The sequence below is a fragment of the Acinetobacter sp. ANC_7511 genome, from assembly GCF_056779975.1.
Genome location: NZ_JBWYIY010000024.1, coordinates 1 through 18,535 on the forward strand (window position 1 = coordinate 1; position 18,535 = coordinate 18,535).

The 18,535-nt window shown below is 39.0% G+C and carries 20 protein-coding genes; 15 read left to right on the forward strand and 5 right to left on the reverse strand.

Annotation, left to right across the window (positions count from 1 at the left end):
* A partial coding sequence (locus tag AC1M9L_RS13695) for a CHAP domain-containing protein (RefSeq protein ID WP_481592426.1) occupies positions 1 to 1,891 on the forward strand: 1,891 nt, incomplete at its 5' end.
* Positions 1,888 to 2,778 carry a hypothetical protein gene (locus AC1M9L_RS13700; RefSeq protein WP_481592427.1) on the forward strand — a complete coding sequence of 297 codons (891 nt, stop codon included), beginning with the start codon at positions 1,888 to 1,890 and terminating at the stop codon, positions 2,776 to 2,778. The genes AC1M9L_RS13695 and AC1M9L_RS13700, both read left to right, overlap by 4 nt.
* Before the next feature lie 75 nt (positions 2,779 to 2,853).
* On the opposite strand, the gene AC1M9L_RS13705 is transcribed toward AC1M9L_RS13700, so the two are convergent.
* Positions 2,854 to 3,774: a Dyp-type peroxidase gene (locus AC1M9L_RS13705; protein ID WP_481592428.1), complete on the reverse strand. Its 921-nt coding sequence runs from the start codon at positions 3,772 to 3,774 to the stop codon at positions 2,854 to 2,856.
* A gap of 160 nt (positions 3,775 to 3,934) precedes the next feature.
* On the opposite strand from AC1M9L_RS13705, the gene AC1M9L_RS13710 reads away from it, so the two are divergent.
* Complete coding sequence (locus AC1M9L_RS13710) at positions 3,935 to 4,555, forward strand: LysE family transporter (RefSeq protein WP_481592429.1); 621 nt, start codon at positions 3,935 to 3,937, stop codon at positions 4,553 to 4,555.
* A 532-nt stretch (positions 4,556 to 5,087) separates the two neighbouring features.
* On the opposite strand, the gene znuB is transcribed toward AC1M9L_RS13710, so the two are convergent.
* Genes znuB through AC1M9L_RS13725 form a run of 3 tightly spaced genes read right to left on the reverse strand, consistent with a single transcriptional unit; the run spans position 5,088 to position 7,150 of the window.
* A complete protein-coding gene (gene znuB, locus AC1M9L_RS13715) occupies positions 5,088 to 5,888 on the reverse strand; it encodes a zinc ABC transporter permease subunit ZnuB (protein WP_481592430.1) in 801 nt (266 codons plus the stop codon).
* Between the two features lie 3 nt (positions 5,889 to 5,891).
* Complete coding sequence (znuC, locus tag AC1M9L_RS13720; protein ID WP_035268168.1) at positions 5,892 to 6,680, reverse strand: zinc ABC transporter ATP-binding protein ZnuC; 789 nt, start codon at positions 6,678 to 6,680, stop codon at positions 5,892 to 5,894.
* Positions 6,659 to 7,150: a transcriptional repressor gene (locus tag AC1M9L_RS13725; RefSeq protein WP_035268172.1), complete on the reverse strand. Its 492-nt coding sequence runs from the start codon at positions 7,148 to 7,150 to the stop codon at positions 6,659 to 6,661. The genes znuC and AC1M9L_RS13725 overlap by 22 nt, the downstream gene beginning before the upstream one ends.
* 138 nt (positions 7,151 to 7,288) lie before the next feature.
* Between AC1M9L_RS13725 and AC1M9L_RS13730 the strand changes: the two genes are divergently transcribed.
* From AC1M9L_RS13730 to AC1M9L_RS13780, 11 genes are all read left to right on the forward strand, one after another.
* Positions 7,289 to 8,131: a metal ABC transporter solute-binding protein, Zn/Mn family gene (locus AC1M9L_RS13730; RefSeq protein WP_092767888.1), complete on the forward strand. Its 843-nt coding sequence runs from the start codon at positions 7,289 to 7,291 to the stop codon at positions 8,129 to 8,131.
* A gap of 169 nt (positions 8,132 to 8,300) precedes the next feature.
* Entirely contained in the window at positions 8,301 to 8,693 is a 393-nt protein-coding gene (locus AC1M9L_RS13735; protein ID WP_035268179.1) for an ATP synthase subunit I, read from the forward strand.
* A 111-nt stretch (positions 8,694 to 8,804) separates the two neighbouring features.
* On the forward strand, positions 8,805 to 9,680 hold the full coding sequence (gene atpB / locus AC1M9L_RS13740; RefSeq protein ID WP_035268181.1) for a F0F1 ATP synthase subunit A: 876 nt from the start codon (positions 8,805 to 8,807) through the stop codon (positions 9,678 to 9,680).
* 80 nt (positions 9,681 to 9,760) lie between these two features.
* Positions 9,761 to 10,015 (forward strand): F0F1 ATP synthase subunit C, encoded by a 255-nt coding sequence (gene atpE / locus AC1M9L_RS13745; protein WP_035268188.1) that lies wholly within the window; start codon positions 9,761 to 9,763, stop codon positions 10,013 to 10,015.
* 38 nt (positions 10,016 to 10,053) lie between these two features.
* On the forward strand, positions 10,054 to 10,524 hold the full coding sequence (locus AC1M9L_RS13750) for a F0F1 ATP synthase subunit B (protein WP_035268191.1): 471 nt from the start codon (positions 10,054 to 10,056) through the stop codon (positions 10,522 to 10,524).
* 11 nt (positions 10,525 to 10,535) lie between these two features.
* Positions 10,536 to 11,072: a F0F1 ATP synthase subunit delta gene (locus tag AC1M9L_RS13755; RefSeq protein WP_035268194.1), complete on the forward strand. Its 537-nt coding sequence runs from the start codon at positions 10,536 to 10,538 to the stop codon at positions 11,070 to 11,072.
* 47 nt (positions 11,073 to 11,119) lie between these two features.
* Positions 11,120 to 12,664 carry a F0F1 ATP synthase subunit alpha gene (gene atpA / locus AC1M9L_RS13760; RefSeq protein ID WP_481592431.1) on the forward strand — a complete coding sequence of 515 codons (1,545 nt, stop codon included), beginning with the start codon at positions 11,120 to 11,122 and terminating at the stop codon, positions 12,662 to 12,664.
* Positions 12,665 to 12,753: 89 nt separating this feature from the next.
* Positions 12,754 to 13,623, forward strand: coding sequence for a F0F1 ATP synthase subunit gamma (gene atpG, locus AC1M9L_RS13765; protein ID WP_035268202.1), 870 nt, complete (start codon positions 12,754 to 12,756; stop codon positions 13,621 to 13,623).
* 26 nt (positions 13,624 to 13,649) lie between these two features.
* The gene (atpD, locus tag AC1M9L_RS13770) at positions 13,650 to 15,044 is read left to right on the forward strand and encodes a F0F1 ATP synthase subunit beta (RefSeq protein WP_035268203.1); all 1,395 of its coding nucleotides are present in this window, start codon (positions 13,650 to 13,652) and stop codon (positions 15,042 to 15,044) included.
* Between the two features lie 26 nt (positions 15,045 to 15,070).
* The gene (locus tag AC1M9L_RS13775; RefSeq protein WP_035268205.1) at positions 15,071 to 15,490 is read left to right on the forward strand and encodes a F0F1 ATP synthase subunit epsilon; all 420 of its coding nucleotides are present in this window, start codon (positions 15,071 to 15,073) and stop codon (positions 15,488 to 15,490) included.
* A 646-nt stretch (positions 15,491 to 16,136) separates the two neighbouring features.
* Positions 16,137 to 17,504, forward strand: coding sequence for an NAD-dependent succinate-semialdehyde dehydrogenase (locus tag AC1M9L_RS13780; RefSeq protein ID WP_035268208.1), 1,368 nt, complete (start codon positions 16,137 to 16,139; stop codon positions 17,502 to 17,504).
* Between the two features lie 35 nt (positions 17,505 to 17,539).
* On the opposite strand, the gene AC1M9L_RS13785 is transcribed toward AC1M9L_RS13780, so the two are convergent.
* Positions 17,540 to 17,986 (reverse strand): AAA family ATPase, encoded by a 447-nt coding sequence (locus AC1M9L_RS13785; protein WP_481592432.1) that lies wholly within the window; start codon positions 17,984 to 17,986, stop codon positions 17,540 to 17,542.
* A 93-nt stretch (positions 17,987 to 18,079) separates the two neighbouring features.
* On the opposite strand from AC1M9L_RS13785, the gene AC1M9L_RS13790 reads away from it, so the two are divergent.
* Complete coding sequence (locus AC1M9L_RS13790; protein WP_179999932.1) at positions 18,080 to 18,529, forward strand: hypothetical protein; 450 nt, start codon at positions 18,080 to 18,082, stop codon at positions 18,527 to 18,529.
* The last annotated feature ends 6 nt before the right edge of the window (positions 18,530 to 18,535 follow it).

Below are 18,535 nucleotides of genomic sequence, written 5' to 3' on the forward strand. Positions count from 1 at the left end.
AAATACAAATACAAATACAAATACAAATACAAATACAAATACAAATACAAATACAAATACAAATACAAATACAAATACAAATACAAATACAGCCAAGTTGGCTGTTGCAGTAGTTAATAGGAAAGGGGAACCAATAAGTAATTTTAAAATCAAAATTATTATTGGTGGTAAAGTGAAAATTGAAAGATTAACAAATGAAAAGGGGTTGATAATTCTAAATCAAGGGGAGGCTGGTAAGGATATAGTAATTGAAGGTTGGTCCAAAACAAATAGTAGTTATAAAGTAATTAGTAATAGATTTATTACTGAGCCTAGAAATTTAGGAATAGGTATTTCCTTAGATACAATCAAATTTGAAGCTAAAACAGATAATCATATTCATCCAAGTAATAACACAACTCTCAATACAACACAGTCTCAAACTCAACATAGGGTTAATAATGAAAACCAACCAATTGCTCAAGTATCAGTAAATGGATGCGATAATTGCTCTAAAATTACGGAAAACGAGTTAAAGCAAATTTTTACAAATGCAACTGTATCTGAGATTAAAGCTTTAGTGGATTCTTATAATCAGTATGCAGAAAAGTTTTTGATGAAAAATTGTGTAAGCAAAGCACATTTTTTTGCACAAGTACTTGAGGAGGTTGGTACCTCAATTACAGTAAAAAATGGTGAGAGCTTAAATTATCATTCAGATATTTTAGTTGCTGATTATACAAATAGTCCAAGAAATATATATATAACAGAGAATGGAAAAAGAGTTGCTAAAAAAAGTCATGGAGGGCCTTTTAAGGCCTTTCGTGGGAATAAGGAATTATGTGATAAATATGGTAGAAATGATAAACATCCAGCTAACCAAGAGATGATAGCAAATATTGCCTACGCTAATAGAAATGGTAATGGAGATATAAACTCTGGTGATGGTTGGAAGTACAGAGGGAGAGGTATAATACAAATTACTGGAAAAGATAAATATAGTAGAATTAATGATGAAATAAAAAAATGCTTTCCACAAGAAAATATTGTTATTGATGCTAATAATATTAATAATTTGAAAGAAGGAACATTAGCATCCATGGCATATTGGAAATCTTTTGGTTTGTCTGCTTTAGTTAATAAAAAACAAGTAACTTTAACATCACAATTAGTTATAGTAGATAAACTTATTGATGTAATAAATAGTAAAACAGCATCTAGACAACAAAGAAAAAATAATTTTAAAGATATTACATCAAAAGTGTTTAAATTAAATGAGTGCAAGAACTCTATTGTAGAAACCAATTCTTTAAATAAATCTGCACCTACTGCACCTGTTGGAGGACAGTTGGTCTCAGTTCTAAATGAAATGAAAGAACTCGTAGATAGAAATATACCTTACTCTCAAGCTGGTGCCAGAGGGGGGCTATCTCCTGCAACTGCGACTTCTGAAATTACTGCTAATGATTTAAAAGGTTTAGATTGCTCAGAAACTGTCGCAATATATCTAATGAAACTAGGAGTTACTGATAAATTTTATTCAATTCATACAGGAATAATGTTAACTGAGAAAGCATTTAGAGGAGCAATACACTCTAATAAAATAGATTATGTTTCAGGTAGTAAAGAAATTTCTTTCATTCCTCAAGTAGGTGATATTTTCGTTTGGAGGAGTAGTGCTGGACATTGTGGAATTGTTTATGCAGTCGATACTGAAAATAAAACTGTAACAATTTTAGAGGCTATAGGCTTTGTTGGTAGTGCTGAAGAAAGGTTCAATACAGAAAATGGTGGTTGTGTTAAGAAGGGGTGCAGTAGAACAGCTGTTTATACGATTTCGGGTAAAGCTTTGGCATCTCATGCTGGATGGGTAGGATATTTTAGACCCAATATAAGTGGAAAGAGAATATGAAAAAAAGTGCAGTAGTTATTTCTATCATGGTATTAGGAGCTTGTACTGCTAATGCGGATAAAAAAGACTTAAATAATGTTCAGTTAGATAGTCTATTGACTTGTTATGGTGAGAATACTGAATATACAAATTTGGATGGTTATTATTATTTGCCAGATTATGGCTGTATATATAATGGTAAGACTAATAAGCTTGGGAATGCATTTGTTTTTTTGATTCCAACTGTTGATCAAAAAAAAGATCTAAATTACAAGAGTATAAAAGCAGTTAAGGAAAAAATTATTTTTTTAATTCCAAAAGATAATTTAGTTAAGACAAATAATTCCGATTCCAATTATATACCTAAAGCAAACTATAAATTTAAAGTTTTTTTAAACTCTGGGAAAGGTTGGGTTGAGAATAGTCAAGTTTCTAAATTAGATCAAATGAATGATTTTGTTGAAAATAGGGTTTTATCTTATAGCGGTGCTTTTTTAAAAAGAAAAATGGATGTTAATAAAGATGGGGTTAGTGACTATATTGAGGTTTTAGGCGGAAAAGATTCGTTGAAATCAATTGTTATTAGGGATGGTCTTAATAATAAAACATTATGGAAAAATAATATTTTATTTGATGATAGTTTTAATAATTGTCAATATAGTGAGTTTAAGAATATAGCAATCAGTGAAAATAATTTTACATTAGAGTATAATACTTGTGCAGATAACTCTATGTTAGGTCATAGATATACAACATTTAGAGTCGACTCTAAAAATGAACCAGTTGTAATTCAAGATAATTATTTAGTTAATGAATTAAATGGAAAGGAAAATGAAAAGCCTAAAAAAATAAACTGCATGTCTAATTCAAAGGTTTTTTTCTCTACTTATAGAGGGCGATGTGGTTAGGGGAATTGTTAACATATATTTGTATGTAACTACTACCTCCCCTATAAAAGCCGACTCTCGTCGGCTTTCTATTGTCTAACCTTCCAATACCTTTTCTAGCAATTCTTCACTTGGGGCGAAGTAATAAGCTCCATCTAAAGGCGCCACAAAGTGCAATAAGCGATCATGAATACCATCGCCACTAGTTCCAAACATACGTGTCAGCATGCGATCAATACGTGTTAAATCTTTCGTATAAGCGATAAAATACAAACCTTGATCACCACGTCCATCGCCATACGGTAAAGAATGACGAAGAATTTCAAGCTCCTCACCTTCATCATCTTCAACAACGGTGCGAGCCACATGTGCATTGTCAGGTTTAACATCGTCATCAAGCTCTATGCTTTCGAGTTTGGTGCGCCCAATCACTTGCTCTTGTGCATCAACTTTAAGTTTTTTCCATTTATCTAGATCATGACGATAACGTTGAGCAAAAACGAATGAGCCATCAGTGAAAATTCCTGCATCGTCACCTAGTAAAGCTGTTTCAGCGCGATCATCTGGAAATTGAGGGTTTTCGGTGCCATCAATAAAACCAGTTAAATCTCGACCATCAAAATTTCGGAAGCACACGCGCTCATCTAAAACCTCAACCAAATCCTGAATTCCTTCAAAAAAAGCTTGGCTTAAGGCAAAGCAAATATCAGTACGCTGTGCTGCGATATGGATTAAAACATCAGCAGGGACCACAGGCATGGTGAAAGAGCCTTGAATTGGTTCAAGCTGTTTAAAACCTTCTGGTTGGTGAGGGTAAAGTTGTGACCAAAGTTCTGGTCCAAAAGCCACCGCAGTTTTAATTTGAGCATGAGGATGTTGAGTAATTAAGCGATCACGAGTCGTAAAGAGATCTTCAAGTTTTTCTTTTAGTTGATCTATTGATAAATCTTTTAAACGCAAAGTGATAAAGCGAGCATGATCTGAAGGCAATGGTAAGATTACGGATTGGGAAGTCATTCATGGCTCCTGAAATTATAATATCCTAATTTTGCTGATCACATTGTGCCTGATCATCATAGTGCTGAACAGACAGACGTTTAAAAAAACATTCAAATTTTAAATCTTAAAAAAGTCGAATTGTCATATAATCTCATCAAAATAAATCTCCCAAATCGTTATGTCTTATCAAATGTGGTTTGCCTACATGCTTGCATGTTGGGTTATTAGTATTTCGCCTGGTGCAGGTGCTATTGCATCTATGTCTAGTGGTTTGAATTATGGATTCAAACGAGGCTATTGGAATGCAATTGGTCTGCAACTTGCACTTTTGGTTCAAATTGGAGTTGTCGCTGCGGGAGCAGGCGTACTATTTGCTACGACACCTTTGGCATTTTTGATCGTCAAATGGTTTGGGGTTGGGTATTTATTATATTTGGCATATTTACAGTGGAAAGCCCCAGTGCAGTCCATCGAAATTCAGACTGATTTAAAGCAAAAGTCAGCGATGAAGCTAGTAATCAGCGGTTTCTTTGTCAATATGAGTAATCCAAAAGCAATTGTATTCTTATTGGCAGTGTTGCCACAGTTTCTGGATCTTTCAAAGCCTCAATGGCCACAATACCTCAACATGGCTTGTACGATGATTGTTATCGATCTTATCGTTATGGCTGGATATACAGGTCTTGCAGCGAAGGTATTGCGTTTACTTAAATCACCTCGTCAGCAAAAAGTGATGAATCGTACCTTTGCAGGTTTATTTGCAGGTGCGGCTTTTTTATTGAGTTTAGTGCATCAATAAGACACAATAAAATAACGAATGAGGGTTATTTTATTGAAAATTATAATATTAATTTTGACTATTCTGTTGGGGCTCGGCTTAATTTCAACTCCCTAAATCTGGGCGTATTTTTATTTACAGCCTGAAAGTGTGTGGTAATGGATCAAGTTTGTGATGTGGGGCGCGGGTATTGGCATATGCGCCACATTTGGTCTTACAGTGATTTTAACTTTGATCACCACCCTTATAAAAAAAATGATTGTGGATGATACTTCGCAATATAAGATGTTTTTCAAACAAATGGTTTATTTGATGTGGATCAATGTGGTCTTATTTATCACGGCTGCAATCGGTTTACTATTCGAATGGTTGCCTTTCTATATTGTTGAATATTGGTTTATGCCTGAGACCTTTTTTGGCTTTTGGCATGTGATATGGATAAAAGGCCTCATTAATTTATTGGTTATGGTGGTTTTTTATTCTCTTGTTATATCTTTCTCTGTCTTCATAAATATTTTATAAAGAAGCAAGATTAATGAATAGCCCAAATAAATCAGGCTATTTTTTTAAATTTTTGAATGATAAAAATCACAGCAAATACGATTGCCATGGTTAATACAATGCTTAAACCTGTCGCAATATTTAAACCTGCACTCGACCATAAGCCCACAGTCACACCAACTTGAGCCACAATAAAAGACCATAGCACCATGTGTTTAGGTGAATGTGCTAAAAGTCTTGCGGTTAATGCAGGTATAACCAATAAAGCACCCATGAGTAATGAACCTACTGCACGTAACGCAAGTACTGTAAATAAGGCAAGAAGCAGCATAAAAATAAGGCGCTGCCATTTCGCATTCACACCTTCACTTACTGCAATATCAGGATCAATCGCAATTTGAATTTGAGATTGCCAACTTTTATAGAGCACAGAGAGTGCAATGACAATCACCACTGCAAATGTCGGTAAGTCGGACCAAGATATTGTTAAAAGATCGCCAAATAAATAACTGAGCAACTCTGGTCTTAGCGCAGGGAGGTGTTGGATGACCAATAGTCCTGAGCAAAGCAGCGTTGCTGAACATAACGCAAGTAATGCATCGTTGGGCAAGCGAGGATCATGCAATACCCAAAGGACTGCGACCAAGAGTAACGCGGTAAACGTAACCCCCATCCATAAGGGGAGGGTGAGTAAGCCAGCAATCGCCACACCCAAGAGAGTTCCATGCGCCATTGTGTCTGCAAAGAATGACATACGACGCCATAACATAAGACAACCAAGCGGTGCAGTTAGAAACACTAACAATGTTCCCATAATCCATGCAGGTAATAGAAGTTGTAACCATTCCATCATGATCTAAGCTTCCGGTTCTGGATGAATATGAGGACGAGGATCGTGTTGACATGGCGTTGCTGTATCACCATGTGCACAATGATCGTGATGATGTTGGTAGAACACTCGATTAGTGCCGAAAATAGCTTGATACTCAGGGTCTTGTTGAATATTTTCAGGCAAACCGCTACAACATATATGTTTATTGAGGCATACCACACGCTGTGTACCTTGCATCACCCACTGCAAATCATGAGAGACGATTAAGATCGAGCAACCGTAGCGCTCAGGTAGACTTCGAACATAATCATAAAGTTCAGCTTCAGATTGAATATCTAAACCTTGCATCGGTTCATCGAGTACCAATAAGTTGGGTTGACGCAGTAGAGCGCGTGCTAAAAGTACACGCTGGCGTTCCCCACCAGACAGCTGTTGGACTTTCGAATCTTGTAATTTTATGATCCCAGTATCTCGAATAATTTCTTGTTTAATCGCAAGATCACACTTTTCTAAATCAAGTAAATCTTTCACTCGAAGTGGCAAGCTGTGGGATGGATTGAACTTTTGAGGGACGTAAGCAAGTTTTAAAGCTTTATGATGTTTAATTTGACCAGAATTGGCCTTCACAATTCCGAGAATCACTTTGATAAGCGTAGATTTACCCGCCCCATTGGGACCAATGAGGGTAATAATTTCTTTGTCATGAATCTGAAAGTCAACATTCTTTAAAATGTCTCTTTCATCAATTCGCACATTAATTTGCTGCAGTTCAATTAATGGCAATGCAGAACTTACTGAGAGCACTGCTGACATAATCCTGAAATCTCAATAATGCTATGTTGAGCCTGAAAATGATCAGACGAAGCCAATTGATCAAGTTGTTGAATCAAACCAAGAGCTGAAGCCTCTTTCACTGTATTGCATTTAGAGCAAATGAGAAAAGCGGCTTGATGTCCAGCACGAGGATGGCAACATGGAATATAGGCATTAATTGAAGTTAAACGATGAATAAAACCTTTTTCGAGCAAAAAATCGAGGGTGCGGTAAACAGTTGGAGGTGCTGCTGGACGTTCAGCATTACCTTTCAATTTCGCCAACAAGTCATAAGCGCCCATAGGGCCTGAAGCCGTTAAAATTAACTCTAAAACTTCTTTGCGAAGCGGAGTCAATTTAGCACCTGAAGCAGCGCAGCTTGCTTCAGCTTCTAATAAACGAGCTTCAACATTCGGGTGATCATGCACACCGTGTAAAGTATCATGATGTTCGTGTGAACATGCGCTCATGGACTGACCTCAAGACTTCGAAAAGGGAAGGGGATATCTCATAAATAGTATCATGAGACCTTGCAACTTACGAACAGCATAGGCATTTTTAACTGTTTGTTATATTATAACGTCAAAATTCGAGTGGTAATTAATTTCATGTTGCGTCTGCTAGCACTATGCTTTACAGCATTATTCACAACCTTGGCTTGGGCACAAGCACCCTTGGTGGTTTCGACACACCCAGTGTATTTGATTGCAAAAGAAATCACTCAAGGTATTGAAGAACCAAAATTGTTGCTAGAAAATCAAACAGGGCATGATGTTCATCTGACCCCTGCGCACCGTAAATTAATTCAAGATGCAGGATTGGTTATTTGGCTTGGTAAAGCGCATGAAGCACCATTAGAGAGTATTTTGGCGAAAAACTCTAAAGCAGTTGCCTTATTGAATACAGGAATATTGCAAACATTGCCGCTTAGAAATAGTCGAGGGGACGTAGTAAAAGGAACTGTCGATACTCATGTATGGTTAGAACCAAATAATGCAGTTCGTATTGGCTTTTTTATAGCGGCATTACGCTCACAACAACAACCTGAGTTTAAAGACAAGTATTGGAGTAATGCTAAACTTTTTGCACATGAGATGCTGAAAACTTCACAAAGTGTAAAACTCAATCATGGTGTTCAGCCGTATTGGTCATTACATGATGCATACCAATACTTGGAGCGTGCGCTGTTGCTAAAATTCGCTGGTGCGATGACAGAAGACCCACATATGGCACCTACAATTGCTCAAATCAAATATTTAAAAGACAATCGCCCACAGCAAAAGATGTGTCTTTTGGCTGAAACTGTAGCTAATAAGAATCAATATAAGTCTCTAGGTCATGTGAATTTTCTCGCAGTTGATGAGAGTTTTGCTAAACACCAGAATTTTATAACAGCATGGCAGACTCTAGCGATACAAGTACGTGCATGTGTAGAAAAAGCACAAAAGTGATGTAAAAACAGCCGATAATTGTATAAGTGCTCAGCAATAAACGATCTAAAAATACCAGACTTAGGTCGGGAAAAGATTGCATGTTCAGGGGTGTAACTCTATAATGCCTGCGATTAAAAATAATCATCAGCTAAACTTGTCAAGCATTATTGCTGTGAGTGGATAATAAATGAGCCGAACTAGTCGCTTGATTGACCGACGATTAGCGAAAGCTTTAGTCATCTTGCAAGCATGTATGATACCTGTTTCAGCCTTGATAGCGTGGGTCTTGAAAGACTCGACTGCGGCTTTGAGTGCAGCATTAGGTGCATTCGTATGTTGGCTAGCCAGTTGTTATTTTTCATGGCAGTCGTTCAGAGCTGCAGGTGCAAGAGCTTCGAAACAGGTTCTATCGAATATGTATCGGGGGTTGCTCGGTAAGTTTGGAATTGTGATTGTTGGCTTCATTTTGATTTTAATCAATGTGAAACCGTTGTCAGCGGTCGCATTGTTTTGTGGTTTCATACTCGTTCAGACCATGTCGTGGGTCGCACCTTTTTGGGCGTCGCGTCTATCAAAATGAGTTGAATTGCAACGAAAAATTGAAAAGTTTTTTAGATGTTTAACGAGATATCAAGCAGCACGCGATATTCGTTAACTCTAATTTGTATTTGACATTAACCAGGTGTGATTTATGGCTGCTGAAGAACATACCCTTACCTCGTCTGAGTATATTCAGCATCACTTAACGAACATGACCTATGGTAAAGCACCAGATGGTACGTGGAAGTTAGCTGAGACTGCTGAAGAAGCGAAAGAGATGGGGTTCACTGCTATTCACTTGGATTCTATGGGTTGGTCAATCGGCCTTGGCGTCATTTTCTGTTTGTTGTTCTGGTTAGTAGCGAAAGCTGCAAACTCTGGTGTTCCGACCAAGTTCCAGGCTGCAATTGAAATGATCGTTGAGTTTGTTGACTCAAGTGTTCGTGATACCTTTCATGGTAAATCACGTTTAATCGCGCCTCTAGCTCTTACCATCTTCGTGTGGATTTTCCTCATGAACTTGATGGACCTTATCCCTGTTGACTGGATTCCTTATACAGCTCAACACATAATTGGTGGGCTATTCGGTATCGACCCGCATCATGTTTACTTCAAAATCGTTCCTTCTACTGACCCTAACGTAACCCTTGGTATGGCGTTATCAGTATTTGCGTTAACTATTTTCTATAGTATCCGTGAAAAAGGTCTTGTCGGTTTCGGTGCAGAATTTGCGCTTAACCCATTCAATCCAAGTAACCCATTTTTAAAAGCATTATTAATTCCAGTAAATATTCTTCTTGAATTAGTAACTTTTATCGCGCGTCCAATTTCATTGGCTCTCCGTTTGTTCGGTAACATGTATGCGGGTGAATTGATCTTCATTTTGATCGCATTATTACCGTTCTGGATTCAATGGGCGTTGTCTGTGCCTTGGGCAATCTTCCATATTCTTGTTATCACGTTACAAGCATTCATCTTCATGATGTTAACGATCGTGTATATGAGTATGGCTAGCGAGAAGCATTAATTAATATTTGCTCGACTACACTATGTAGTTGGGCTAAAGTTTTTTTGTTTGATTTAAACTCAACCTCTGAGGATTTTTTCATGGATTTAGTAGTTGGCTTATCTGCTGTTGCAGCTGCTCTTTTAATCGCGTTCGGTGCTTTAGGTACTGCGATCGGTTTTGGTCTTTTAGGTGGTCGCTTCCTTGAAGCTGTTGCTCGTCAACCAGAATTGGCTCCACAACTTCAAACTCGTATGTTCTTAATCGCGGGTCTTCTTGATGCTGTGCCTATGATCGGTGTTGGTATTGGTTTGTTCATTATCTTTGCAAATCCGTTCATCGGCCTAGTAGGTTAATTAGCTAAATTCCGAAATCAACTATTTGAGGAATAGCAATGAATATTAACTATACTCTGTTTGGTCAAGCGATTGCGTTTGCGATCTTTGTCGCATTCTGTATGAAATTCGTTTGGCCTCCACTAATCAATGCGATTAGTGAGCGTCAGCGTAAAATTGCTGATGGCTTAAATGCAGCTGAAAAGGCGAAAGCTGATCTTGCAGATGCGCAAGCTCAAGTTAAAGCTGAATTAGATGCAGCGAAAGCACAAGCGGCTCAATTGATCGAACAAGCGAACCGTCGTGCGGCTCAATTGGTTGAAGAAGCTCGTACTCAAGCATCTGCTGAAGGTGAGCGTATTCGTCAACAAGCGAAAGAAGCTGTTGACACAGAGATCAATGCTGCTCGTGAAGAATTACGTCAACAAGTTGCAGCTCTTGCTGTTGCTGGTGCAGAGAAAATTCTGAACCAACAAGTTGATGAAGCAGCTCACAATGCCATGCTTACTCAGCTGGCTGCTAAACTTTAAGCGAGGCGATTATGGCTGAACTCTTGACGTTAGCACGCCCGTACGCTAAAGCAGCATTTGCTTTCGCTTCTGAGCAAGGTGCAACTGACAATTGGTCAAATGTGTTACAAGTGCTTAGTGCTGCGGTGCAAGATGAAGCATTTTCCGCTTACTTGAGTCGCCCTGAGCTTACTCCTGTGGAGCAAGTAAGTTTATTTGCTAAGGTTTTAGGTGCAGATCAAACTGCTGAAGTGTCTAACTTTTTGACACTTTTGGCTGAAAATGATCGTTTAACTTTGTTACCTGAGATTGAAGCAGAGTACGAACTTCTTAAATCACAAAATAACAATGTGGTAGATGTCGTGATTGAATCTGCATTACCACTTTCTGCTGAACAAGAGCAATTACTTGCATCTGCGTTAGAGAAACGTTTCAACGCAGCTGTAAATGTTTCAGTAGAAGTTAACCCAGCGTTAATCGCGGGTGTTGTTATTCGTGCAGGCGACCAAGTGATAGATGATTCTGCGCTTAATAAGCTTGAAAAAATGCGGACTCGTCTTCTTGCATAATTGCGTAAAAAGAAGACTGAACTTAATAAAGATTGAGGTATAGCGCAATGCAACAACTGAATCCATCCGAGATCAGTGCGCTCATTAAACAGCGTATCGGCGATCTGGACACCAGCGCGACCGCTAAGAACGAAGGAACCATTGTTATGGTTTCCGACGGTATTGTGCGTATTCACGGCCTTGCTGATGCAATGTACGGTGAAATGATCGAATTCGACGGCGGCTTATACGGTATGGCACTGAACCTAGAACAGGATTCAGTGGGCGTCGTTGTTTTAGGTAACTACTTAAGCCTTCAAGAAGGTCAAAAAGCTCGTTGCACAGGTCGTGTATTAGAAGTTCCGGTTGGTCCAGAACTTTTAGGCCGTGTAGTAGATGCTTTGGGTAACCCAATTGATGGTAAAGGCCCAATTGATGCAAAATTAACTGATGCAGTTGAAAAAGTTGCACCAGGCGTAATTTGGCGTCAATCGGTAGATGAGCCTGTACAAACTGGTTATAAATCAGTTGATACAATGATTCCAGTTGGTCGTGGCCAACGTGAATTAATCATCGGTGACCGTCAAACTGGTAAAACAGCAATGGCGATCGATGCGATCATCGCACAGAAGAATTCTGGCATTAAATGTATTTACGTTGCAGTTGGTCAAAAACAATCAACTATCGCAAACGTTGTACGTAAGTTAGAAGAAACTGGCGCTATGGCGTATACGACTGTTGTAGCAGCAGCGGCAGCGGATCCAGCAGCAATGCTTTTCCTTGCTCCGTACTCTGGCTGTACAATGGGCGAATACTTCCGTGACCGCGGTGAAGATGCGTTAATCATTTATGATGACTTATCTAAACAAGCAGTTGCGTATCGTCAAATTTCATTGCTTTTACGCCGTCCACCAGGTCGTGAAGCGTATCCAGGTGACGTATTCTATCTTCATAGTCGTCTACTTGAACGTGCTTCTCGTGTATCTGCTGACTATGTTGAGAAATTCACTAACGGTGAAGTTAAAGGCCAAACTGGTTCATTAACTGCATTACCGATTATTGAAACTCAAGCGGGTGACGTATCTGCATTCGTACCAACGAACGTAATTTCGATTACTGATGGTCAGATCTTCTTAGAAACATCATTATTCAACGCAGGTATTCGTCCTGCTGTGAACGCGGGTATCTCTGTATCTCGTGTTGGTGGTTCTGCTCAAACTAAGATCATCAAAAAATTGTCTGGTGGTATCCGTACTGCTTTAGCACAATATCGTGAATTGGCTGCGTTTGCTCAGTTCGCTTCTGACCTTGATGAAGCAACTCGTAAGCAACTTGAGCATGGTCAACGTGTAACTGAATTAATGAAGCAAAAACAATATGCTCCATATTCAATTGCTGACCAAGCTGTGTCTGTATATGCATCTAACGAAGGCTACATGGCTGACGTAGAAGTGAAGAAAATTGTAGACTTTGATGCTGCATTAATTTCTTACTTCCGTTCTGAACATGCTGCGTTAATGCAACAGATCGATGAAACTGGTGATTGGAACAAAGACATCGAAGCAGCATTCAAAGCTGGTATTGAAAGCTTTAAAGCGACTCAAACTTACTAATTTTCAAACTGTTGAAATTTAGTGTCGGTTTGGTTCACGGAATCAACCTTCGAGGGCTCGAAAGGGCCTTCGAATACTAGGTTAAGCGTATGGCAAATTTAAAAGAAATTCGCGCCAAAGTAGCTAGTATCAAAAGCACGCAGAAAATTACTCGCGCGATGCAGATGGTAGCAGCTTCTAAGATGCGTCGTGCGCAAGAGCGCATGGCTCAGGGCCGTCCGTATGCCGAAAATATGCACCGTGTAATTGCTCATTTAGTACAAGCGAACCCTGAATATAAACATCGTTATATGGTTGAACGCCCAGTTAAGCGCGTTGGCTATATCATCGTGTCATCAGATCGCGGTCTTGCTGGTGGTTTGAACATTAACTTGTTCAAGAAAGTGGTAAAACACGTTCAACAGCAACAAGAGCAGTCAATTGAAGTTCAATTTGCTTTGATTGGTCAAAAAGCGGTTTCGTTTTTTAAAAACTACGGCGGTAAAGTACTTGGTGCAACCACTCAAGTGGGTGACACTCCAAGTCTTGAACAGTTGTCTGGTTCTGTACAAGTCATGTTGGATGCATACGATAAAGGCGAATTAGATCGCATTTATTTGGTGTCTAACGGCTTTGTGAATGCCATGACTCAAAATCAAAAAATCGAACAACTTGTTCCTTTAGCAGCTGCTGAAGATGACAAGACTCTTAACCGCCAATACGGTTGGGATTATATTTATGAACCAGAAGCTGAAGAGCTTTTAAATGGTTTATTGGTTCGTTATATCGAGTCTGTGGTATACCAAGGTGTGATCGAAAACATCGCGTGTGAGCAATCTGCTCGTATGGTTGCAATGAAAGCTGCAACGGATAACGCGGGTGAATTGATCAAGAACCTACAACTTATTTATAACAAGCTGCGTCAAGCCGCGATTACTCAGGAAATTTCTGAGATCGTTGGTGGTGCCGCTGCCGTTTAACATTATTTTGAATTGAGGAGACAGCAATGAGTAGCGGTCGTATCATTCAGATCATCGGCGCGGTTATCGACGTCGAGTTTGAACGCAACAGTGTTCCTAAGATCTATGACGCTCTTCAGGTTGATGGCACTGAAACTACATTAGAAGTTCAGCAACAACTTGGTGACGGCGTTGTACGTACAATTGCGATGGGATCTACAGAAGGTCTTAAGCGTGGTTTGAACGTAACTAACACTAACGCTCCGATCTCTGTACCAGTTGGTCCAGCGACGCTTGGTCGTATCATGGACGTTCTTGGTCGCCCGATCGATGAAGCTGGTCCTGTTGCAACTGAAGAGCGTTTACCGATTCACCGTCAAGCGCCTTCTTATGCAGAACAAGCTGCTTCTACTGACCTTTTAGAAACTGGTATTAAAGTCATTGACTTACTTTGCCCGTTCGCTAAAGGTGGTAAAGTTGGTCTGTTCGGTGGTGCCGGTGTTGGTAAAACTGTAAACATGATGGAGTTGATCAACAACATCGCTAAAGCGCACTCAGGTTTATCTGTATTCGCTGGTGTTGGTGAGCGTACTCGTGAAGGTAACGACTTCTATCACGAGATGAAAGACTCTAACGTTCTTGACAAAGTAGCAATGGTTTACGGTCAGATGAACGAGCCACCAGGTAACCGTTTACGCGTAGCGTTAACTGGTCTTACTATGGCTGAGTACTTCCGTGATCAAAAAGACGAAAACGGTAAAGGCCGTGACGTATTATTGTTCGTAGACAACATCTACCGTTATACACTAGCAGGTACTGAAGTATCAGCACTTCTAGGCCGTATGCCATCTGCAGTAGGTTACCAACCGACACTTGCAGAAGAGATGGGTGTTCTTCAAGAACGTATTACTTCTACTAAGTCTGGTTCGATTACATCTATCCAAGCTGTATACGTACCTGCCGATGACTTAACGGATCCATCTCCAGCGACTACGTTCGCTCACTTAGATGCGACAGTTGTATTGAGCCGTGACATCGCTTCACAAGGTATTTACCCTGCGATCGATCCACTTGACTCTACTTCACGTCAATTAGATCCATTAGTTGTTGGTACTGAGCATTACGAAATCGCTCGTTCAGTTCAAAACGTTCTTCAACGTTATAAAGAATTGAAAGACATTATCGCAATTCTTGGTATGGACGAATTGTCAGAAGAAGACAAGCTTACTGTATACCGTGCACGTAAGATCCAACGTTTCTTCTCTCAACCGTTCCACGTAGCAGAAGTGTTTACTGGTGCTCCTGGTAAACTTGTACCGCTTAAAGAAACTATTCGTGGCTTTAAAGGTCTTCTAGCTGGTGAATACGATCACATCCCAGAACAAGCGTTCTATATGGTTGGTGGTATTGACGAAGTTATTGCTAAAGCCGAGAAACTTTAATTAGCTACCTAATTTAGGAGGTTCTCATGGCGACTATGCAATGTGACGTTGTAAGTGTTAAAGAGTCTTTGTACTCAGGCACTGTAACTATGCTAATTGCTAAAGGTGCTGGTGGTGAGTTAGGTATTATGCCTGGCCATGCTCCACTAGTAACTTTACTTCAACCGGGCGCGATTCGCGTTCAGTTGGAGAATGGTACAGAAGAATTAATCTATGTATCTGGTGGTGTTCTTGAAGTTCAACCGCACGTTGTTACGGTTCTTGCAGATACTGCAGTCCGTGCAGAAAATTTAGATGAAGCTGCAATCGTTGAAGCACGTAAAAATGCTGAAACTTTGTTAGCAAATCAAAAGAGCGATTTGGACGCTGCTGCTGCTTTGGCTGCGCTTGCAGAAACAGCTGCACAGTTGGAAACCATCCGCAAAATCAAAAACCGCGCTCAATAAGAGAGGGTTCGAGATTGAAAAACCACCCGAAAGGGTGGTTTTTTTATGGGTTATTGTAAGTTTGAAAAACTTGTGCTAAACATAATTTACTGATAATAAGTTAAGGGTTTTACAATGAAAACAATCAATGATTCTATTGTGGATAATCCTGTCATAAAAATAATTTCAATAATTGTACTAATGTTACAGTTAGTTTTTTTTATGTGTTTAGCAATATCTAATTTGACACAAGGAAATTTACATTTCATTTCAGATATTTCTAAGTTTTTTCTAGCATTTTATTTCATGTATCAGTTAATTGAAAATCCGAACTTTTTTAGAAAAACACATGATTTAAAATCACTAATTCGTTTTCTGAGAAAAAAAATTAATTTCATAATGGTAAATCAAATCAAAAACCTCGCTCAATAAAAGACAGTTCAAGATTGAAAAACCACCTGTAAGGGTGGTTTTTTTATGAATGTTATCTGAAATTCAATAGTTAAGTAACAGACTGAGAGATTGTGTAATATTCATCCTTTTTCAAAGATTTTAATGATAGCTTGGATAAGTAAGCATGAGGGTAATAAATTATTTTCATGTTTGATAATGAAGGATTGTTTTGATCCAAAGCATTAATAAATTTATTGGCATGAAGGGAAGAATTATGAGTTATCAATCCATTAACCCATTTACCAATACTGTATACAAAGAATATCCATCACACCAACAACAAGATATTGATCGTGCTTTGGATTCAGCCGAATCTATTCTTAAATCAGATTGGGTAAAAAATGTAGATGATCGCGTAAAAGTTTTACAACGTTTGGCAGCATTATTTAGAGAGAAAAAGAGTGAATTAGCCAAACTCATTACTTTAGATATGGGTAAGCTCATTGAGCAAAGTGAAGGTGAAATCGAATCCTGTGCTCAAATTGCTGAGTACTATGCAAAAAATACTGAACAATTTCTGAAATCAGTCCCCTATAAAACTGAGTTAGGTGAAGCTTGGGTGGAGCATCATCCATTAGGTATTATCATGGCTGTCGAACCATGGAATTTCCCATTTTATCAATTGGTCCGTGTATTTGCACCAAACTGTGGTATTGGAAATCCAGTATTGGCCAAACATGCAGGTATCGTTCCGCAATGTGCTGAAGCATTTGAAAAACTTGTATTAGAAGCAGGAGCGCCTAAAGGTGTTTGGACTAATCTATTTATCAATACCGATCAAGTCTCAGATATTATTGCAGACAAACGTGTGCGTGGTGTTGCATTAACTGGTTCAGAAGGAGCGGGTAGTGCGGTCGCTGCGCAAGCAGGCAAACACATTAAAAAGTCTACGCTTGAATTGGGTGGGAATGATGTCTTTATCGTGCTGGATGATGCGGACTTAAACAAAGCGATTGAGATTGGTTGTAAAGCACGTGTAAATAATACAGGGCAGGTGTGTACTGCAGCAAAACGATTTATTTTGCATAAAGACATCGCTGATCAGTTTAGAACGGGTTTAATTGAAGCATTTAAAGCGCTGAAAATTGGCGACCCATTAGACCGTAGTACCACACTGGGACCACTCTCATCGGAAAGTGCGCTTAAAAACTTGATTAAACAAGTGGATAAAGCAGTTCAGCAGGGTGCATCATTGGTTATTGGTGGAAAAGCAATTGATCATGATGGTTATTTCTATGAGCCGACAATTTTAGAAAATATTAGTCGAGATAATGAGGCTTGGTACGAAGAATTCTTTGGGCCAGTTGCTCAGATTTATGTTGCGGAAAATGAGGATGAAATCGTTGAAATCGCCAATGATTCTAATTATGGTCTTGGGGGTGTCATTCACTCTCAAGACATAGAGCGTGCAAAAAAATTAGCTTCGAGAATTGAAACAGGAATGGTGTGGATCAATTGGTTAACGGATACAGCTCCAGAATTACCATTTGGTGGCGTAAAGAATTCTGGTTATGGTCATGAACTGGCAGATTTAGGTTTTCATGAATTTGTACAAAAAAAATTAGTGGTGGTGAAACAATAGAGTCTTTGAAATAAAGCGATCTTCGGGTCGCTTTATTATTTGGAGTCTAAGATTAAATGGTGATATTCACCTGCACCTTTTATCTTAATATGATGTATTTCATCAAACCCTTCCTCAAAATCAGGTACTTCTAACTTCTTATATGTTGCTCGAACACCGACTTCAGGAATATTGGCTTTACCGCTTCGTTGACCATTGCGTTCTAGCGTACTTTTCAAATCTGTTTCAAAGTAATATGAAATCACTTCAAAACCTGCTGCTTTGGCACGTTGAATATAACGAGCACGGTCTGCTTTGGTTGGGTTGGTATTGTCGATCACCGTTTTGGTTTTAGAGGCTAGACATGCTTCAAAGATCATGTTTTCCCGATGGCGAGTTTTTAGCATGTCTAAGTTAATTCTTAAATGTGAATGCGCCAAATGTAAAAGATAGTAGCTTGATTTGCCTGAAGCTTGAACTCCAGTGAAGATGATCAGTTGCATGGTTCAATTACATTAAAAGTATAAAGCTGAATTAAATCACGGCTTAGACTTTGCTACAATTCAGGTATAAGTCTAATAAATCCAAATAAAATAATGTATCGTCAAAGTCTAATTATCGCGCTAAGCATATTTATCTTCAGTCAGCTCACCGCATGTCAAAATTATTATTTAAGTCAGCCCAATGAACCTACTGAAGCGGCCTTGGTTGCCAACTCGTATAAAAATGGTTTAAGTGCTGAAATCGAGTTGGATTATCTCAGCGTATTTCAAAATCTGAGACAAGCATATCGTCGATGTATCGGTTTCACACGTGATGATGACCTAGTCTTTACTGAAAACAAGCTTGAAGAGCATATTGAAATGGCAACCCTATTTGCTCGAACAGAACGTGGTGAATACGTTCATAAGGCAACTGTAGAAAAGCTATCACCTACGTTGACAAGATTTACCTTGTATTTGCCTCAACGTTATCCTTTTCCCAATGCACGTTTTGAACAGGATATTAAACGAGCATTGGGCAAAGATGAATACTGTAATATTTAAACCTTG

Coding starts and splice junctions, on each gene's coding strand:
- AC1M9L_RS13700 (WP_481592427.1), top strand. CDS start 1,888: ATGAAAAAAAGTGCAGTAGTTATTTCTATCATGGTATTAGGAGCTTGT.
- AC1M9L_RS13705 (WP_481592428.1), bottom strand. CDS start 3,774: ATGACTTCCCAATCCGTAATCTTACCATTGCCTTCAGATCATGCTCGC.
- AC1M9L_RS13710 (WP_481592429.1), top strand. CDS start 3,935: ATGTCTTATCAAATGTGGTTTGCCTACATGCTTGCATGTTGGGTTATT.
- znuB (WP_481592430.1), bottom strand. CDS start 5,888: ATGATGGAATGGTTACAACTTCTATTACCTGCATGGATTATGGGAACA.
- znuC (WP_035268168.1), bottom strand. CDS start 6,680: ATGTCAGCAGTGCTCTCAGTAAGTTCTGCATTGCCATTAATTGAACTG.
- AC1M9L_RS13725 (WP_035268172.1), bottom strand. CDS start 7,150: ATGAGCGCATGTTCACACGAACATCATGATACTTTACACGGTGTGCAT.
- AC1M9L_RS13730 (WP_092767888.1), top strand. CDS start 7,289: ATGTTGCGTCTGCTAGCACTATGCTTTACAGCATTATTCACAACCTTG.
- AC1M9L_RS13735 (WP_035268179.1), top strand. CDS start 8,301: ATGAGCCGAACTAGTCGCTTGATTGACCGACGATTAGCGAAAGCTTTA.
- atpB (WP_035268181.1), top strand. CDS start 8,805: ATGGCTGCTGAAGAACATACCCTTACCTCGTCTGAGTATATTCAGCAT.
- atpE (WP_035268188.1), top strand. CDS start 9,761: ATGGATTTAGTAGTTGGCTTATCTGCTGTTGCAGCTGCTCTTTTAATC.
- AC1M9L_RS13750 (WP_035268191.1), top strand. CDS start 10,054: ATGAATATTAACTATACTCTGTTTGGTCAAGCGATTGCGTTTGCGATC.
- AC1M9L_RS13755 (WP_035268194.1), top strand. CDS start 10,536: ATGGCTGAACTCTTGACGTTAGCACGCCCGTACGCTAAAGCAGCATTT.
- atpA (WP_481592431.1), top strand. CDS start 11,120: ATGCAACAACTGAATCCATCCGAGATCAGTGCGCTCATTAAACAGCGT.
- atpG (WP_035268202.1), top strand. CDS start 12,754: ATGGCAAATTTAAAAGAAATTCGCGCCAAAGTAGCTAGTATCAAAAGC.
- atpD (WP_035268203.1), top strand. CDS start 13,650: ATGAGTAGCGGTCGTATCATTCAGATCATCGGCGCGGTTATCGACGTC.
- AC1M9L_RS13775 (WP_035268205.1), top strand. CDS start 15,071: ATGGCGACTATGCAATGTGACGTTGTAAGTGTTAAAGAGTCTTTGTAC.
- AC1M9L_RS13780 (WP_035268208.1), top strand. CDS start 16,137: ATGAGTTATCAATCCATTAACCCATTTACCAATACTGTATACAAAGAA.
- AC1M9L_RS13785 (WP_481592432.1), bottom strand. CDS start 17,986: ATGCAACTGATCATCTTCACTGGAGTTCAAGCTTCAGGCAAATCAAGC.
- AC1M9L_RS13790 (WP_179999932.1), top strand. CDS start 18,080: ATGTATCGTCAAAGTCTAATTATCGCGCTAAGCATATTTATCTTCAGT.